The sequence below is a fragment of the Candidatus Edwardsbacteria bacterium genome, assembly GCA_031082425.1.
GTDB lineage: Bacteria > Edwardsbacteria > AC1 > AC1 > EtOH8 > UBA2226.
The window spans coordinates 196,599-213,683 of sequence record JAVHLB010000002.1; the positions used below are offsets into that span (position 1 = coordinate 196,599).

A 17,085-nucleotide genomic window follows, 5' to 3' on the forward strand; every position below is an offset into this window, starting at 1 on the left:
AATTGCGGGCACTGTTTTATCAGGTTATTTCTTTATCGAGCTGTGCTTCCAGAACGGGGTCTCGGCCACCTTGGCCGGGATCATTTTCCCGCGGATCTCCACCTGCAGCTCGGTGCCGGTCTTGGCGAATTCGCTCTGGACGTAAGCGGTGCCGATGCCCTTGGATACCGACGGCGAGAACACCCCGCTGACCACCTCGCCCACCTGGGAGCCGTCCCTGAATACCTTGTAATGCTGGCGGGGAAAGGCGTTGCCCTCCACCTCGAAACCCACCAATTTTCGCTTGACGCCCTCGGCCTTCTGTTTTAACAGGACATCCTTGCCGATAAAATCGCCTTCCTTTTTCAGCTTGGTGATCCAGCCCAGGCCCGCCTCCAGCGGAGAGGTGGTCTGGTCGATATCGTTGCCGTACAGACAGTATTTCATTTCCAATCTTAATGAATCCCTGGCCCCCAGGCCGCTGGGCTTGAGGTCGAATTCTTTACCGGCCTTGAATAAAGCCTCCCATATCTGCCCGGCGTATTTTTTGCCGAAATACAGTTCAAACCCGTCCTCGCCGGTATAGCCGGTGCGGGAGACGATCATCTCCACCCCGTCAACTTTGCCCACCTTGAACCAGTAGAATTTCATGTCCGACAGCTTCAGGTCGCAGATCTTTTGCAGCAAAGGTTCGGCTTGCGGCCCCTGCAGGGCCAGCTGGGCGATATCGTCGCTGGTGTTCTTCAGACTGACGTTGAATTTCTTGGCCTGCTCCTGCAGCCAGGCGAAATCCTTGTCCAGGTTGGAGGCGTTGACCACCAGAAAATAATGGTCGGGAAAACGGTAGACCAGCAGATCGTCCACAATGCCGCCATCCGGATAGCACATGGCCGAGTACTGCACCTGGTCAATTTCCAGGGCCGCCGGGTCGTTGACCGTAACGTAGGAGACGAACTTCAGGGCCTCCGGCCCCCGTACTTCGATCTCCCCCATGTGGGAGACATCGAACAGACCGACCTTGGACCGGACATGGCGGTGTTCCTCCATTATCCCCACATACTGCACCGGCATCAAAAAGCCGGCAAAGGGGACCATCTTGCCGCCGGCAGCCACATGTTGATCGTAGAAGGGCGTTCTCTTTTCCATTTTTCTCCTGTTAAGAAATATATTGCGGATTTAATGAACGAATACCAACCCATTTGACAATTTGGCTTTACTACTCTGCTTGGGAGGCCAGCCCAAGCTGGCCTTGATGAATATCCGGCGATACCATTAATGATATCGCTGGTAAACCATCAATGGCCATGGATGACCATACCGTTATGCCAATACAATTAATGCGTTTTTGTCAAATAAAACCTGTTATCCCAGCAGCTCTTTTATCTTTCCCGAAAGCTCGGCAATTTTAAAAGGCTTGGTCATGTAATGATCGGCCCCGGCGGCCAGGCCGGCCTCCAGGTCCCTGCCGCTGGTCTTGGCGGTAAGCATTATCACTTTGATGTCGCGGGTCTCCGGGTCGGCCTTCACCCTGCGGCACACCTCGATCCCGTCTATCACCGGCATCATTATATCCAGCACCATCAGGTCGGGAAGAAGGGACCGGGCGTCCTTGAGGGCCTGGTCGCCGTTGACCGCCTGAAAGACCTCATAGCCCTGCCGGGCCAATATCTCGGAGACCATGAACAGCATATTGCTGTCATCGTCGGCCACCAGTATCTTATGCCCGCTTTCGGGCCTACAGTCCATGGTTCATCGCCCCTTCCAATAAAACACTGTAATTATAACCGATTTCATATTAAAAGTTAAGCATTTTTTAGCCAAATAAATTCTTTCGGCGAAGCTGGTTATTCGGCCCTAAAGATCATACTGAACCAGGCCCCATCCTCATTTTTTATCTCCAGCTTCCCGTCCAATTGCTGGACCAGGGTGGCCACCAGCTGAAGCCCCAGCGATCCCACCTTTTCGATGTCAAAGCCCTGCGGCAGGCCGATCCCGTTGTCTCTTACGCTCAGAATCAGGTTGCCGTCGTCCTCGCCCACCAGGGCGATCTTGATCAGGCCCTGCCGCCCTATCTGTTGGTAACTGGGGAAGGCGTATTTCAGGCTGTTGGAGACCAGTTCATTGACTATCAGCCCGCAGGGGATGGCGGTATCTATCTTCATCGGCCTATCGATGATATCCAGGGAATAGGACACCTTCTCCCGGTCAAGGCCGTAGCTGTGGAACAGGTCCTCCACCAGGGCCCGGGCGTAGCCGGAGAAGCTCAGGCGGGACAGGGACTCCGCCTGATATAGCCTTTCGTGGATCAGGGACATGGAGCGCACCCGGGTCTGGCACTCCTTGAAAAGCTCCCGCGACCGCTGGTCGGTTATGTATCCCGACTGCAGGTTCAGCAGGCTGGATATCACCTGCAGGTTGTTCTTGACCCGGTGGTGCACCTCCCGCAGCAGCACCTCCTTCTCCTTGAGCGCCGCGGTCATGTTTTCCTGGGATTTTTTATGCTCGGTGATGTCGATGTTGAACTCGGCCGCCAGCCAGGCCCCCGAAGCGTCCTGGAAGGGGATGGTGTGGACCTCCACCCATCGGTTCTCCAGTTTCAGGAACTCCTGGGTCACCACCACCTGTTTCAGTTCCAGGGCGGTTTTGATCCCGCAGCTGGAGCAGACCGAGTTCTGGTTCATGAAATAGCGGTGACACTTCTTTCCGGCCGCCTCTCCGTAGGCCTTTTTCCAGGAGGGGTCGACATAGATCACGTTGTAATCCTTGTCGATGATGTCAAAACCGGTCCTGGTGGCGCCCAGCACGTACTCAAAGCGCTGGTTCAGCTCCCGCAGGCTCTGCTCCGCCTTGCGCCGTTCGGTGATGTCCAGGGTGAACCCGGCCAGCATCCGGGGCTTTCCCTCCTGCAGGATGGGGAATTTGATGGTCCGGTAATGCCGGCCGTTGAACTCCTCATCCACCTCGATCACCTGGCCCTCCCGCAGGATCCTCTGGTCGTCCTCCACCATGCTTCGGGCCAGTTCCGAGGGGAACAGCTCGTCCATGGTCCGGCCCAGCAGTTCCTCCAGCGGCCGGCCCAGCAGCTGCTGGTAGTTCCTGCTCAGCCTGAGGGGCCTTGCGTTTTCGTCCTTGAAGAACACGTAGACCGGGCTGTAATTGAGGAACTGGTCGAACATCTCCTCCATCTGTTTCAGCGAGGCCTGGCTTCTCTCCAGGGCGTCCCGGCTCTCCTGGACCGCCGCCAGCTGGTTCCGTAGATCCTCGTCGGCCTGCCGGAGCTCCTGCTCGGAGGATAGCAGCTTCCGGTTGGCCAGCAGCAGTTCCTGGTTGGCCGCCTCCAGCTCCTCCTTCTGGGACTGCAGCACCTTCTGGTCGCGCTTCCTCTCGGTGATGTCCCGGGCGATGGTCTGGAAATATTTCTTCCCCTCCACCTCGATCATTCTGGCGCTGACCTCCGCCGGGAAGGCGGAGCCGTCACTGCGCTGGTGGACGGTCTCGAACAGCAGGCCGTTCTCGTCCACCGCCTTGCGGTACTGGTCGTCCACCGAGGGCTGGGAGTCCGATTTTCTCAGGCGGTGGATGTCCAGGGCCAGCATCTGCTCCCGGGAATAGCCGTAGACGGCCACCGCCTTGTCGTTGGCCTCCCGGATGTTCAGGTCCTCGTCCAGCAGCAGGATGATGTCATTGGCGTATTTGGTGAGATATTCGTAATGCTTGGACAGGGCCTGCCGCTCCCGCTCCTGCTCCAGCTGTTTTTCAAAATAGCCCCTCTGCTGGCGGTTCCACAGGAATCCTATTATCCCCCCGGCGGCGATGATCAATGCTATCACGATGAATACGATGAACCAGATATGGACATGAGCGATGGCCTCGGCCTCACGCCGGTCGGTCTTGGCGATGATATACCAGGGGGTGGACGGCATATTGTGAAGATAGGCGTATACTTTTTTGCCGCGGTAATCCACCGCCGTAACATTACCGGTGCTGCCGGCGATGGCCATCACCTCGGGAAGCTCCTTCCGGCTCAAAGGTTGCCTTAATTTGGCGGACGAGCCCTTTTGGAACCTCAGCTCGGTGAGGTACAGCACCTCTCCGTTGTCCCTTCTGACCAGGTAGGTCTCGGCGCTTTGGCTGGGCACCGGCCACTGCTGGATCAGGGGGTACAGCAGGTTCTGGGGTTCGATCCGCAGGATGATCACCCCCACCACCGAATCCCGTTGGCGGTTGTAATGGATCACCGGGGCAAAAACGTCCAGGTGCACCGTCCGGCATTCGGCACAGTAATAAAAATCGCTGAAACTGGCCTGGCCGGTGGCCGCCACATTACTGACCAAGACGCCGGTTTTCGAACCTATCTCATGCACCGTTTTCCCGGTCTGCATTCTCAGTCGACCCCTGACATCCAGCAGCAGAACGTTCTGGTACTGCTTAAGATCCTGCAGGGAGCGCATCCATTTGAGCCGGTCCAGCCCGATATTTTCGGAGTAGGGCTCCCGGAAAAGCTGCCCCACCCTTTGGCCTATGTAGGGGTTGTCTATTATGTTCTGGGCGTCGGACATCCGTTCGGTCAGCCAGCTGTCGATCTGTTTCTCCTTGAGGCTGGCCACCGACTCCAGGTCCCGCTCTATTTCCTTCCGGTGGTCCCGGAGATGATAGGAAGAATACAGCCAGCCGGCCGCCATTATGCTCAGTGACAGCAGTAAGAATATCAGCAGGGGCTGCCAGGCCGATCTGATGGTGTCCTTAAGTCTTTCCATAAATCGCTCCGCCATTCTTATAAGGTTCGCCCGGGGCACCGCCGGGCCGCCCCGGTACCGGGACTTTTGGCCGGGATTGGCTTCAGCCCCGGCCCTTTTCCGACGACTCCAGCTTGAGGAACAATTTTATCAGCCGGGGATCGAACTGTCTGCCGGCGGCCTCGCCGATCTCCCTCAGGGCCTGGGTCCTGGTCTTGGCCGTTTTATAGGGGCGGATGTTCCGCTTGACATCGTAGGCGTCGGCTATGCTCAGCAGCCGCGAGGCCAGGGGGATCTTCTCGCCCCTGAGCCCCCGGGGGTAGCCGGTGCCGTCCCACCATTCGTGGTGGTGCAGGATCTGGTCGGCCACCGCCGTTATCTCCGGGGTGGCCAGGGCGATCCGGTAGCCGATCTCGGAATGCTTTTTGGCCGCCTCCCATTCCTTGGGATTCAGCTTGCCGGGCTTGGAGAGGATGGCGTTGGATATGGCGATCTTCCCCACGTCATGAAAGGAGGCCAGCAGCATCAGGTCGTCTATCTCGGAGTCCGGCAGCTTCAGTTCCAGGGCCATCTTCAGCAGGTATTTCTGCAGGTGCTTGGTGTGCTCCTCGGTCTCGTAGGCCGACTCCCACAGGGTCTTCTCCAGGGAGCTCAGGATCCGGCTGCGGACGGTCTTGCCCTCCATCATCTTGTACTGGTACATCCAGTCCTCGGCTTTTTTCAGCACCCGGTCGATGTCCTGGTTCTTGTCCTGCTTGGTGGCGGTGCCCAGGGCCACGCTCAGCTGGATGGGTTTCTTGGGGCTCCGGCTGCAGGACTGCCTTATCTTTTCGCATATCCGGATGGCGGTCTCGGCCCCGGTCTTGGGCAGCAGCACCGCGAACTCGTCGCCCCCCCAGCGGGCCACCACGTCGCTCTTGCGGCACTGTTTTTTGATGATCTCGGCGGTCCGGACCAGGAACTTGTCACCCTGCTGGTGCCCGAAGGCGTCGTTGATCAGCTTCAGCCCGTTGACGTCCCCGATGATCAGGCTGATGGGCAAAAACCTCTCGTCGTCCAGCCGGGCCAGCTCCTCCTCGAAGAAGGCCCGGTTGTACAGCCCGGTCAGCTTGTCGTGAAAGCTCAGGTAGTTGATCCTCTCGTCGTTCCGGCTCCGGTCCTCCAGCTCGTCCTTGAGCTTTTGATTCACCTCCTGCAGCTGACCGGTCCGCTGCGAAATTGTTTGCTCCAGTTCCCGGTTGGTCTGCTCCAGCAGGCATTCGGCCTTCCTCCGCTGGTTCAAAAGCCGCTGGCCCAGTATCCCGAATATGACGAACAGCGCCCCGATGGCCCCCCGAAAATATATCTCCATCGGCTCGGGGTGCAGCACCTGCTGGATCAGGTCTCCCTCCCGGAACAGGTAGGTGTCGATGAAGGTGTCCGCTATCCAGAAAACCGCCGTCCCGATCAGGCCGTATAATATCATACTGAAGGCGCTGTATCTTTTATCGCAGTCCATGAGGCCTCCTTTTATTTCATTGTAAAATCACCGATTCAGGGCGCCGCCCTGGCCAGCCGGGCCACGATGGAATCCTGCAGGGCCCGGACCTGGTTGGCCCGGGAGGTGTAATTGTTGAACATGATGGCAAAACAGTATGTTTGGCCGCCGGGGCCGGTCACGAATCCCGCCAGCGAGGATACTCCCGTCAGGGTCCCGGTCTTGGCCCGGATGATCCCCTTATGCTGGTCCTCCATCAGCCGCCGGGCCAGGGTGCCGTCGGCCCCGGCGATGGGCAGCGAGGACAGCAGCTCCGGCCGGAGGGCCGGGTCGTGGTAGGCTTCCGATAGCACCGCCACCAGCTGCTCGGCGGTGCACAGGTTGTAGCGCGACAGCCCCGAGCCGTCGGCCATCCGGAAGCTTTCCTGGTCGAAGCCCATTTCTTTCAGCATCTCCGTCAACCGGTTGTTCTTTGCCGGGTCAGGGGTGATCGAATCCTGGCCGTTGCCCAGCCAGCGAAAGATCATCTCGGCGGTGAAGTTGTCGCTCTCCTTGTTCATGTGGCGGATTATCTGGTACAGGGGCGGCGAGGCATGCCAGCTCAGCTCCGGCTTTTCCGGAGGGGTGGCGCCGACCCTGACCGTCCCGGCTATCCTGATGCCGTTGGCGGCCAATGCCTCCCGGAAGACCGTGCCGCAGTAAAGGGCGGGATTGGTGACCGTCCGGACCAGGTAGCTGATGCCCTGGTCGGCCGCCATGGTCCCGGTGATGCTGACCAGATCGCCGGCTCCGGTGAAAGAACGGTCGGCCCTGATCCTGGCCTGGCTGCCGGCCTTTACGGTGGTGGCCCTGTTTTCAATGGACAGGTAGGCCGTTCGGGGATTGAGCTCGGCCCGCGGCCTCCGGCCCGGCCGGCCCCCGGGACGCAGCCCTATCTCGAAGGTGTTGCGGTTCAGGGACAGGGCCGATACCGGGGCATTGTAGGCATAGGGACCCTCGTCCCACATCCAGCCGTAGCCGAAGCTGGTGGTGTCGAAATAGCCGGCATCGGCCACAAGGTCACCGCCCACCTGTTTCAGCCCCATGGCCCTCAGGCGGTAGGCCAGGGCCTCCAGGTCGGCGACCTTCAGCTCCGGGTCGCCCAAGCCCTTCAGATACAGGTCGCCCCTTATCCTTCCCAGAGCGTCGATGCTGTCGCCGTGGACCGCGGTGCGGAAGCGGTGGTTGATGCCCAGCTGGCGGTAGGCCGCCGCGGTGACGAACAGCTTGTTGACCGAGGCCGGCACCATCAGGCTGGAACGGTTGAGGGAATATATCTCCCGGTTCGAATCCAATGATATTATATAGACCGCCCGGTTGGCCTGGAACAGCAGGCTGTCGGACAGAATGGAATCGATGGCCCGGCCCAGGGCCTCCCTTTTGATCTGGAAGCTGTCGGCCGCGATGGTAAGGGGCGGCGGCGGCGGGACCAGGGCCCGCCCGCCTCCGCAGCCCGCCCCAGAGGCCAGCGATAGGACCAAAAATATTGTCCGGCAGTGCGTTTTGAAACGGCTTCTTTTGATGTTCATCTTCAGGCCACTGTTGTTTTTATTTCTCCCAAGCAGGACATGATTGTTCGCAGATCTGGTCATTGTTTATCGCCGGCCTTCCTCAGCCAGCCCCGGGCCCCCATCTCGCGGAATATCTCCCTGGCCCGGTCCGAGTACTCCCCGGCCTGTTCCGGCCGGCCCTGGGATTCGAGCGCTTTCCCGTAATAATGACAGGCCTTGGCAACCTCAAACGGTTGCTTCAAGTCCTGATAATTGTTTATGGCTTCACGGAAGCCATTACCGGCGGCATCATGTCTTCCCAGGGCGCTGTCGATCCTGGCCTGCAGCAGGACCGTCTGGATATGCCCCTGCTTCGATCCCATTTTTGCGGACAGCTCAACTGCCCGCGACAAATGCTCCTCGGCCCTGCTTGTAAGCTGTTCGACCAGGGCCATGTCCGCCAGGTTGATGGCCACCCGGAACAGGATCTCATTCTCTTCTATGGCTGCGGCCGTTTCTGCCGCGGCCTCCAGCAGTTTCCGGGCCCGCTCCCTGTCGCCGGTTTCCATCAGGATGCGGGCCAGCGCCACCTGGCTGTATGCCTGCCCGGAGCGGTCGCCCAGCTGTCGCCGGATATCCAGGGCCTGTTCGGTCTGGGCCTGGGCCAGCCGGTGGTCGCCGAGCTGGGCCTGCAGTATGGCCGAGTTCTGCAGGATCAGGGCGTAGCCCAGCTGGTCGCCGGTCTCCTGGCGGATCTTCAGGGACCTCTCGTAGCATTCCAGGGTGCGCCGGTAGTCGCCGAACAGCGAATGGACGTAGCCGATGTTGTTCAGGCAGGTGGCCTGGCCGGTGCGGTCGCCTATTTCCAGCCGGATCGCCAGCGACTGGTTGAAGTGGTCCAGCGCCGATCCCTTGTCCCCCAGCCGGAAAAGGGAGGCCCCGATATTGTCCAGGGTGGTGGCTTCGCCCCTGCGATCGCCCAACCGGCGCCGCAGTTCCAGCGCCTGCCTATGGTGGTCCAGCGCCTGCCGGTTCTCGCCGATCAGCCCTTTTACAAAGCCAATGTTTCCCAGGGTGTAGGACAGGCCGTTGGGGTCGTCGATGTTGCGGTGCAGCTCCATGGCTTGGAATAGAGACTCCAGGGCCGCCAGGTGCTGACCGCGGTAGGCCATCGACATGGCGATATTGTTCAGGCAGGCCGCCATCCCGCTTTGGTTGCCGCTGTTCCGCTCGAGCTCCAGGGACATTCTGGCATAGCTTTCCATTTCCTGGTAGCGGTTGAGCACTGCCTGGGACTGGCTGAGCTGCAGCAGGCATTCGGCCTGGGCTTTCAGGTCATGAAATTCCCGGGCCAGGGCCAGGCCGCGCTCCAGGTCCTGCAGGGCCTGCTGGTTCCGGCCGATCAGCCCCAGGACCTGGGCCCGGTTATGCAGGATATGGACCGCCCTCAGGGGTTCGATCCTATGTTCCTTTCTGGCCGTTCCTTTCATGTCCTTCCGATGGCGGCGGTCTCCGTTCAGGGTGATTGTTTTTCCGGCCGGGGGGGATCGCCGGCCATTATACGATGTATTTATTCTGGCTTCCCGCCTGGAACTTCTCCGCCTCGGCCTTGCGGTTGGCGAACCCCGCCTTGCCCATCAGGCCGTAGGCGTAGCGCTTGCCCTCCTCCACCCCCGGCTGGTCCATGGGGTTTATTCCGAACAGTCCGCCGGCGTAGGCGGTGGCGGTCTCCAGCAGGAACACCAGCTGGCCCACCGTCCGGGGGCCTGTCTCCGGGATGATGAAGCTGCAGTTGGGCCGGCCGTTCTTGGACAGGGCCAGGGCGGTGGCCAGGGCCTCGGCATTCAGCAGCTGCCCGAAGCTCTTGCCGCCCAGGTAGGAGATGTCGCCGATCCCGGGATAGGCCCGGGGGATGGTTATGTCGCTGCGGAATTTCTCCACCCTCATAAATGTGATCACCTTGTCCCGGGGCCCTTCGATGTACAGCTGCAGCTGGGAGTGCTGGTCGGTGGCCCCCAGGGCCTTGATGGGGGTGGGCCCGGTCTCCACCACCCGGTTCTGGTCGTCCACCCTCTTGCCCAGGCTCTCGGCCCACAGCTGGCGGAACCAGTCGGCCAGGGGGTACAGGCTGTCGCAATAGGGCATCATCACATTGATCCGGTATCCTTTTTGGTAAAGCAGATACTGGCTTAGGGCGTACAGCCGGGCCGGGTTCTTCCAGGGGTTCTCATCCAGGGTCATCTTCCGCATCTGTTCGGCCCCCGCCAGCAGGGACTTTATGTCCGCCCCGACCATTGCCAGGGGGAACAGCCCCACCGCCGTCAGCACCGAGAACCGCCCGCCCACCCCCGGGGGCACCTCCAGGCTGGACAGCTTCTCCCGGTCCACGATCTGCCGCATGATCCCGCCGGCCGGGTCGGTGGTGACCACCAGGTTCTTAGACCAGCTCTTCCCCAGGCCTTTGATCAGCCATTGCCTGATCCACAGGAACTGGGCGCTGGTCTCGGCGGTGGTGCCGGACTTGCTGATCAGGTTGACCAGGGTCCTTTTGGCCTTCAGCAGGGCCAGCACCGCCTTCAGCTTCTCCGGGTCCACGTTGTCCAGCACCCACAGCCGGGGCCGCCCCCGGCGGTCCTTTTTGTCCTGCAGGTTATGGGTGGCGGGATTGAGGGCCGCATGGATGGCGCTGGTGCCCAGGGCCGAGCCTCCTATCCCCAGCACCACCAGGTCGTCATGCTTTCCCTTATATTTTGCCGCCAGCTTCAGGCTGGCTTTTAGATGCCGGTCGGTGGCCGGCAGGTCGAAGAAATCCATCTTCCCGGCCTGGCGCTTGGCGTAGAACCATTGGCTGGCTTGGGCCGCAATTCTTCCGGCCGCCTCCAGTTCGGCCGGGCTGAGGCCGTAATTGCCCAGCCGGTCGGCCATCAGATTGTTGAAATCGAACCTTATGCGGTGGTTCATGGCGATCCTCCTGTTCATTTATATCACGGCTGGGCCTGATATTCAAGCCCGGCCGATATGATATTTTGGTTCAGGCCCTGGCCGGAAAGCGGCCGGCTGGAGGCCCCGGAACAGACCAGCCTCAAGGGGCCGTGGCGGAAGGCCAGCCCTCCGCTTAAGAAATACAGGTCCTGGAGGTGGGGGTCGTAGCGCCGCAGGAAAGGGTCCAGGGGATGCCGCAGGCTGTAGCTTCCGGCCAGGACATCCAGCCGGCCCCCGATCAGTTCGATCCGGCAGCCCAGGTGATAATCCGCCTGCTCCAGGTATCCCGACGACACCAGGTGCCAGCCGGTCAGCTCCATCCCGGCCTGGGTCTCAAAGCCCGGCTCCGGGGCGTAGGCGATGCTCAGCCAGCCGACAGGGGGAATGGCCCCGGCCAGCTTCAGCCGATCCTCCGTAGAATCCCCGTAGAAGGTGGTATAGCAGGATAATTGCGACTTGCTCCTGAAGCCGGCCGAGAAGCAGAGGTCCTGGCCCAGGTCGGCCGAGATCCCGGCCGTAAAGCCGGGAGCCGTGCCCCGCCCCTCGGCCAGCGGCCCGGCCGGGCCGTCCCATTTGAAATCAAAACTGGCCAGGCTGAGGGAGATCCCCAGGGTAAAATGTTTGATGGCCGACAGCGACCAGCCGGCGGCGTATTGATCCAGTGACAATCCGGCCCGGTCGATTATCTCCGGATCCAGCATATCGGGGAAGCTCAGCTCCGCATCCATGGCCCGCCGCCAGCCCAGGACCAGATCGTTGGCCCTCCATTTTAACCTGACGGCGGCGGACGAAGGCAGGGCCGGGGAGTTTTCGGTGGATACCGACAATGAGCTGCGCCCTCCGGAGAGATCGGAGGCCGACAGCATCAGCTGATACCGGCCCGGCCCCGTGATCCGGGCCGGATTGCCGAACAGGGCCGCCGCCCCCCGGGCAAAATCCAGGCCCTTGCCCCGCCCCAATCCTTCAGCCTCTATCGGCTGGTAGTAATTATGCTGGAAGGGCAGGACCAGGAGGTGATCGTATGATCCCCCGCTGTCGGCCGCCCGGGCCGGACCGGCAAAAACGATTGCCAATGCCATAATAATTTTTACCGATCGGGCCATAGGACACTCGTTTTAAATTATCATAATTTTTTTTACGCCAACGATCGCCGGCCATGAATACATTACTATCATCAAACCATCCCTCTCCCGCCGGGGGAGGGAATACCGGGAGGGGTCGGTCCCTCAGTTCCCGAAGCTGACCCCCACCGAGCGGGCGGCCTTGATGACCTCGGAGTCCGGACTGACCAGCCTTAAACTGCCCACCGCCTCCTGCAGCGGCACCGATTCCACATTGAGCCCCTTGAGGGCCACCATCCGTCCGAACTGCCCGGCCGCCGCCAGCTCCACCGCCTTGACTCCGAAGCGGGTGCCCAGTATCCGGTCGAAGGCCGAGGGGCTGCCGCCCCGCTGCAGGTGCCCCAGCACCGTCACCCGGCACTCGATGCCGGTCCGGTCCTCTATCTGCTCCGCCAGCTGCTGGCCGATGCCGCCCAGCCTCAGCTGGTCGGTGGACTCCTTGATGATCCTCTGGACCACCATCTGGCCGCCCTCCGGCTTGGCCCCCTCGGCCGCCACGATGATGGAGAAGCGCTTGCCCTTGCTGCCCCGCTCCTGCACGGCGCGGCAGATGCTGTCCAGCTTGAACGGTATCTCCGGGATCAGGATGATGTCGCCGCCCCCGGCCACCCCGGAGTACAGGGCGATCCACCCGGCGTAGCGCCCCATGGTCTCCATGATCATCACCCGGTGGTGGGACATGGCGGTGGTGTGCAGCTTGTCCAGGGCCTCGGTGGCGGTGACCAGGGCGGTGTCGAAGCCGAAGGTGACGTCGGTGGCGGCCAGGTCGTTGTCGATGGTCTTGGGCACCCCCACCACCTTGATGCCCCGCTCCATCATCTGGGAGGTGATGGCCATGGTGCCGTCCCCGCCCACCGCGATGACGGCCTCTATGTGGAGCTTGTTGATGTTTCCGGCCACCCGGTCGAAAACGTCTATGAACTCCAGATCGCCGTTCGGCTTATGCACCGGATATTTGAAGGGATTGTCCCGGTTGGAGGTGCCCAGAATGGTCCCGCCGGTGTGCAGGATGCCGGAGACGTCGTTCCATTTGAGCTGGTGGAACCGCCCCTCGATCAGCCCGGCATAGCCGTCCTCGATCCCGATCACCTCCATGTTATAATCGTTGACCGCGGCCTTGGTGACCGCCCGGATCACCGCATTTAAACCGGGGCAGTCGCCCCCGGCGGTCAGCAGCCCGATGCGTTTGATCTTGTTCATGATATTTTTCCAATCGTTTGATTGACAGTTAACCACAAAGACACCAAGGCACACCAAGACAATTTAGTTAATAGTTATTGGTTGTTAGTTGATCGGAAAAGATCCGTGTGCATCCCCGCCATTAGCAAGTGGTCCATATAGGCGGGCAAGCGTATAGATCCGTTGAATCTGTGTTCCTTTGGTCCCCCGGGAACCTTTCCCCACGAAACACACAAAAATACACGAAATCTTTATTACTTTACTACTGGTTTAACCACAGAATACACAGAAAACACAAAGACAATTTAGTTAATAGTTATTGGTTGTTAGTTGTTCGGAAAAATCCGTGTGCATCCCCGCCATTAGCAAGTGGTCCATATAGGCGGGCAAGCGTATAGATCCGTTAAATCCGTGTTCCATTGGTCCCCCGTCCTTTTGCCACAAAGACACCAAGGCACAAAGATTTCTTTTGCTAGCTATCGGATAAAGAAAATCATATTCCCTCTCCGCTTCGGGGAGGGTAGGGAGGGGTCCGTCCCCTGTAAGCTGTAGACTCTCAACTGACGTATGCTCACACATTCAACTTGCCAGGCAAGCCAGCCTTCTCAGTGTGACAGGCTTGGAACTGCGTCCCGGTCCCTTGTCGCATCAGCTCTGCTGCCGGGCGAAGGCGGCCGTATATAATTTGGCGCTGTCTGAGCGCAGCGAGTTCGTCAAATTTAGGCCGCCGGTCTGTGGCCACCGGGCAGAGGTGCAGCGACGGGTTCTCTTTGCCACTTTCTCTTCAAAGAGAAAGTGGGGCTATCACCGGGATCCCGTTCTCCCGTGAACGACATTCACCCCCGGCTTTTCAGGGGTAGGTGGCAGGCCAGCCTTCTCAGTGTGACAGGCTTTTAACTTTAGTTGTTCAGTAAAGATCTGTGTGCATCCGTACCGATCCGTGTTAATCTGTGTGCTATTGGTCCCCACTCACACATTCAACCCGCCAGGCAAGCCAGCCTTCTCAGTGTGACAGACCTTTACTCTTTCAACTTTTAACTTTGAACTTTAAGCTTAATGCTGTCCACCTGCGGTCTGCTTACCTTTTTAGCTTTGAGGGTCCGCCCCCTAAAAGTTCTGCTCCCGGGCCAGCCGGGCGATGAAATCCGCCGTCATATGCCCGGCCCTGGGCTGGGCCAGCTTTTTGGCCGCCCGCTTCATCTGCTGCAGGCGCCCCGGGGTGCCCAGCACCATCTCCAGCTTGTAGCTGACATCCACCGGATGCATGGCCTTGACCCCCGCCCCGCCCTCCAGCAGCATGTCGCTGTTCATGTCCTCCTGCCCCGGTATGGGGTTGATCACTATCATCGGCAGTCCCTGGGACATGGCCTCGGCGGTGGTCAGTCCGCCGGGCTTGCTGATCACCAGGTCGCAGGCCGCCATGTACTGGTCCATCCGGTCGGTGTACCCCACCGGCAGGAGGGGAAAAGGCAGGGTCGGGGCCAGGGCCTGGAGCTTCTGCAGCATCTTGCGGTTGTGCCCGGTGATGGCCAGCAGCTGGAATTTTCTCCGTACCCGGACCAGGTCGGCCACGATATGCTCGATGGGGCCCACCCCGAAGCCTCCCGACAGCAGCAAAACGGCCGGCAGGGCCGGCGCCAGGCCCAGCCCCTTTTTCAGTTCCGCCAGGCTTTTTTTCTGGGAGAAGACCGGCAGCACCGGAATGCCGAAATCATGGATCCGCTCCGGCCTGATGCCCATGGCCCCCAGGTGGTGCTGGCTGGCCGAATTGGCCACAATGTAATAGTCGCATTCCTGGTTGATCCAGTAGGAGTGAAGCCCGTAATCGGTGACCACCGTCACCAGGGGGCAGAAGATCTTCTTCTTCCGCTTCAGCTCGGCCAGCAGCTGGGAGGATAAAAAGTGGGTGGTGACGATCACGTCCCAGGGCGTATCCTGGATGAAGCTGTTGAATTTGAGGGCGTTGATGTTGTCCATGAAGCGGCGCAGAAAGTCCGGCTTCTTCTCCCGCTTCAGCCGGTCGGAGGTGGTGAAGATATAGCCGTACAGCAGGGGCTGCTTGCTGGCCAGGTACAGATAGACGTCCCGGTAGACCTTCTTGTAGAGCATGGTGGAGAACTGCAGGATGTCTATGTGGCTCACCTGGAACTCATCGGGATAGCGCTGGACCGTCTCCAGCCACTGTTGGATGGCCCGGGCGGCGGTGGTGTGGCCGGAGCCGGCCGAGGCCGAGATTATCAGTATCCGTTTCATTGTCTGCCGCTGTTGGTTGATGATTGTTGTTTTTTAGGGACCCTGACCACTAAGACACCAAGACAATTTAGTTAATAGTTATTGGTTGTTAGTTGTTCGGAAAAGATCCGTGTGCATCCCCGCCATTAGCAAGTGGTCCATATAGGCGGGCAAGCGTATAGATCCGTTAAATCCGTGTTCTATTGGTCCCCGGGGTACCTTTCACCACAAAGTGCACAAAGAACACCAAGACAATTTAGTTATTGGTTATTGGTTGTTAGTTGTTCGGAAAAGATCTGTGTGCATCCGTATATATCCGTTGAATCTGTGTTCCATTGGTCCCCGGGGTACCTTTCACCACAAAGGGCACAAAGAACACAAAGAAAACCATATTCCCTCTCCGCTGCGGGGAGGGCAGGGTGGGGTCCGTCCCCTATCCCCCGGGGCTTTTGAACCACAAAGTACACAAAGCACACAAAGACAATTTAGTTATTGGTTATTGGTTGTTAGTTATTCAGTAAAGATCCGTGTGAATCTGCGTAAATCAGCGTCCCATTTGGTCAGATGATCCGTCTGATGGCCTCCACCACCCTCTCCTGGTCCCGCCGGGTGAGCTTGTGATGGAACGGTATGGCGAAACTGCGGTCGGCTATGTCCTCGGTTACCGGGAAATCGCCCCTTTTGTGCTTCAGCTCTTTTTTCAGATAGGGCTGGAGGTGCAGGGCCGGGAAATAGTGGGCGCACTGGATGCCGGCCGCCTGCAGGCCCTGGATCAAAAGATCGCGCCTCCCCCCCTTCAGGGCCGGCGGCACCAGCACCGCGAACACGAACCAGCTGCGGGTCATTCCCGGAAAATCTTTCAGCACCGTGAACTCCGGCAGGCGCTGGGCAAATAACTTCTGGTAATTTTGGGCCGCCTTTTTCCGCCGGGCCAGGATGCCGCCGATACGGGACAGCTGGACCCGGCCCAATGCGGCGTTGATGTCCGCCATCCGGTAGTTGTAGCCCAGGTCGTGATGGGCCAGCCAGCCGCCCATGGAATGGCGGCCCTGGTTGCGGAGGCTGCGCATGGCCTCGGCCAGCCGATCATCGTCGGTCAGCACCATCCCGCCCTCGCCGGTGGTGATCTGCTTGTTGGGATAGAACCCGAAGACCGCGGCCAGCCCGAAACTGCCGGCCCTCTTTCCCTGACACACCGCCCCCAGGGCCTCGCAGGAATCCTCGATCAATGCCAGCCGGTGCTTTTTACAGAGGGCCTGGATCCTTTTATAATCGGCCGGCAGGCCGAAGACGTCCACCGCCAGGACGGCTTTGGTGCGCCGGGTGATGGCCGGTTCGATCTTTTGGGGGTCGAGGTTCAGGGTCCGGGGATCGATGTCGACAAACACCGGCCGGGCCCCCTGGTACAGGATGCAGTTGACCGAGGCGGCGAAGGAGTAGGGCGGGGTGATCACCTCGTCCCCCGGCTTAAGGCCCATGGCCCGGGTGATCAGGTGCAGCCCGGCCGTGCCGGAGGATACCGCCAGGGCGTGCCGGCGGCCGATGTATTGGGCGAAGGCCCGCTCGAATTTCAGGACCTCCGGGCCCAGGCTCAGGGTGCCGGACCGGAGCACCCTGGCCACGGCGGCGATCTCTCTTGAACCGATGTCGGGATGGGCCAGCTTGATCATATGTTTTCCATTCAATATTGTTTTTGGTCCGCAGTGGGCCAGTGACTTATTTTAACCACAGAGACACGGAGACCAGCCCACCAAATACACTAAACCACACGAAACATCTTTTTAGATAATTTAGTGTTTTTTAGTGGGCAGTCCCCGGGGTTCTTGAACCGCAAAGCGCACAAAGCTCAC

11 protein-coding genes are annotated in these 17,085 nt (G+C 59.8%); all 11 read right to left on the reverse strand.

The window, feature by feature from the left end; translation table 11 throughout:
• Positions 1-24: 24 nt before the first annotated feature.
• The gene (gene gcvT, locus RDU76_02685; protein ID MDQ7797836.1) at positions 25-1,125 is read right to left on the reverse strand and encodes a glycine cleavage system aminomethyltransferase GcvT; all 1,101 of its coding nucleotides are present in this window, start codon (positions 1,123-1,125) and stop codon (positions 25-27) included.
• A gap of 216 nt (positions 1,126-1,341) precedes the next feature.
• Positions 1,342-1,725 carry a response regulator gene (locus tag RDU76_02690; GenBank protein ID MDQ7797837.1) on the reverse strand — a complete coding sequence of 128 codons (384 nt, stop codon included), beginning with the start codon at positions 1,723-1,725 and terminating at the stop codon, positions 1,342-1,344.
• A gap of 98 nt (positions 1,726-1,823) precedes the next feature.
• On the reverse strand, positions 1,824-4,736 hold the full coding sequence (locus tag RDU76_02695) for a PAS domain S-box protein (GenBank protein ID MDQ7797838.1): 2,913 nt from the start codon (positions 4,734-4,736) through the stop codon (positions 1,824-1,826).
• Positions 4,737-4,818: 82 nt separating this feature from the next.
• Positions 4,819-6,213 carry a diguanylate cyclase gene (locus tag RDU76_02700; GenBank protein ID MDQ7797839.1) on the reverse strand — a complete coding sequence of 465 codons (1,395 nt, stop codon included), beginning with the start codon at positions 6,211-6,213 and terminating at the stop codon, positions 4,819-4,821.
• A gap of 35 nt (positions 6,214-6,248) precedes the next feature.
• Positions 6,249-7,760, reverse strand: coding sequence for a D-alanyl-D-alanine carboxypeptidase/D-alanyl-D-alanine-endopeptidase (dacB, locus tag RDU76_02705; GenBank protein MDQ7797840.1), 1,512 nt, complete (start codon positions 7,758-7,760; stop codon positions 6,249-6,251).
• Between the two features lie 59 nt (positions 7,761-7,819).
• Positions 7,820-9,211 carry a tetratricopeptide repeat protein gene (locus RDU76_02710; protein MDQ7797841.1) on the reverse strand — a complete coding sequence of 464 codons (1,392 nt, stop codon included), beginning with the start codon at positions 9,209-9,211 and terminating at the stop codon, positions 7,820-7,822.
• Positions 9,212-9,278: 67 nt separating this feature from the next.
• Positions 9,279-10,682 carry a glucose-6-phosphate isomerase gene (locus RDU76_02715; protein MDQ7797842.1) on the reverse strand — a complete coding sequence of 468 codons (1,404 nt, stop codon included), beginning with the start codon at positions 10,680-10,682 and terminating at the stop codon, positions 9,279-9,281.
• A gap of 23 nt (positions 10,683-10,705) precedes the next feature.
• Positions 10,706-11,782 (reverse strand): hypothetical protein, encoded by a 1,077-nt coding sequence (locus RDU76_02720; GenBank protein ID MDQ7797843.1) that lies wholly within the window; start codon positions 11,780-11,782, stop codon positions 10,706-10,708.
• 147 nt (positions 11,783-11,929) lie between these two features.
• A complete protein-coding gene (locus tag RDU76_02725) occupies positions 11,930-13,024 on the reverse strand; it encodes a 6-phosphofructokinase (GenBank protein MDQ7797844.1) in 1,095 nt (364 codons plus the stop codon).
• A gap of 1,086 nt (positions 13,025-14,110) precedes the next feature.
• Entirely contained in the window at positions 14,111-15,256 is a 1,146-nt protein-coding gene (locus RDU76_02730; GenBank protein MDQ7797845.1) for a glycosyltransferase, read from the reverse strand.
• Between the two features lie 539 nt (positions 15,257-15,795).
• Positions 15,796-16,905: a DegT/DnrJ/EryC1/StrS family aminotransferase gene (locus RDU76_02735; protein ID MDQ7797846.1), complete on the reverse strand. Its 1,110-nt coding sequence runs from the start codon at positions 16,903-16,905 to the stop codon at positions 15,796-15,798.
• Between the last annotated feature and the right edge of the window lie 180 nt (positions 16,906-17,085).

Coding starts and splice junctions, on each gene's coding strand:
- gcvT (MDQ7797836.1), bottom strand. CDS start 1,125: ATGGAAAAGAGAACGCCCTTCTACGATCAACATGTGGCTGCCGGCGGC.
- RDU76_02690 (MDQ7797837.1), bottom strand. CDS start 1,725: ATGGACTGTAGGCCCGAAAGCGGGCATAAGATACTGGTGGCCGACGAT.
- RDU76_02695 (MDQ7797838.1), bottom strand. CDS start 4,736: ATGGAAAGACTTAAGGACACCATCAGATCGGCCTGGCAGCCCCTGCTG.
- RDU76_02700 (MDQ7797839.1), bottom strand. CDS start 6,213: ATGGACTGCGATAAAAGATACAGCGCCTTCAGTATGATATTATACGGC.
- dacB (MDQ7797840.1), bottom strand. CDS start 7,760: ATGAACATCAAAAGAAGCCGTTTCAAAACGCACTGCCGGACAATATTT.
- RDU76_02710 (MDQ7797841.1), bottom strand. CDS start 9,211: ATGAAAGGAACGGCCAGAAAGGAACATAGGATCGAACCCCTGAGGGCG.
- RDU76_02715 (MDQ7797842.1), bottom strand. CDS start 10,682: ATGAACCACCGCATAAGGTTCGATTTCAACAATCTGATGGCCGACCGG.
- RDU76_02720 (MDQ7797843.1), bottom strand. CDS start 11,782: ATGGCATTGGCAATCGTTTTTGCCGGTCCGGCCCGGGCGGCCGACAGC.
- RDU76_02725 (MDQ7797844.1), bottom strand. CDS start 13,024: ATGAACAAGATCAAACGCATCGGGCTGCTGACCGCCGGGGGCGACTGC.
- RDU76_02730 (MDQ7797845.1), bottom strand. CDS start 15,256: ATGAAACGGATACTGATAATCTCGGCCTCGGCCGGCTCCGGCCACACC.
- RDU76_02735 (MDQ7797846.1), bottom strand. CDS start 16,905: ATGATCAAGCTGGCCCATCCCGACATCGGTTCAAGAGAGATCGCCGCC.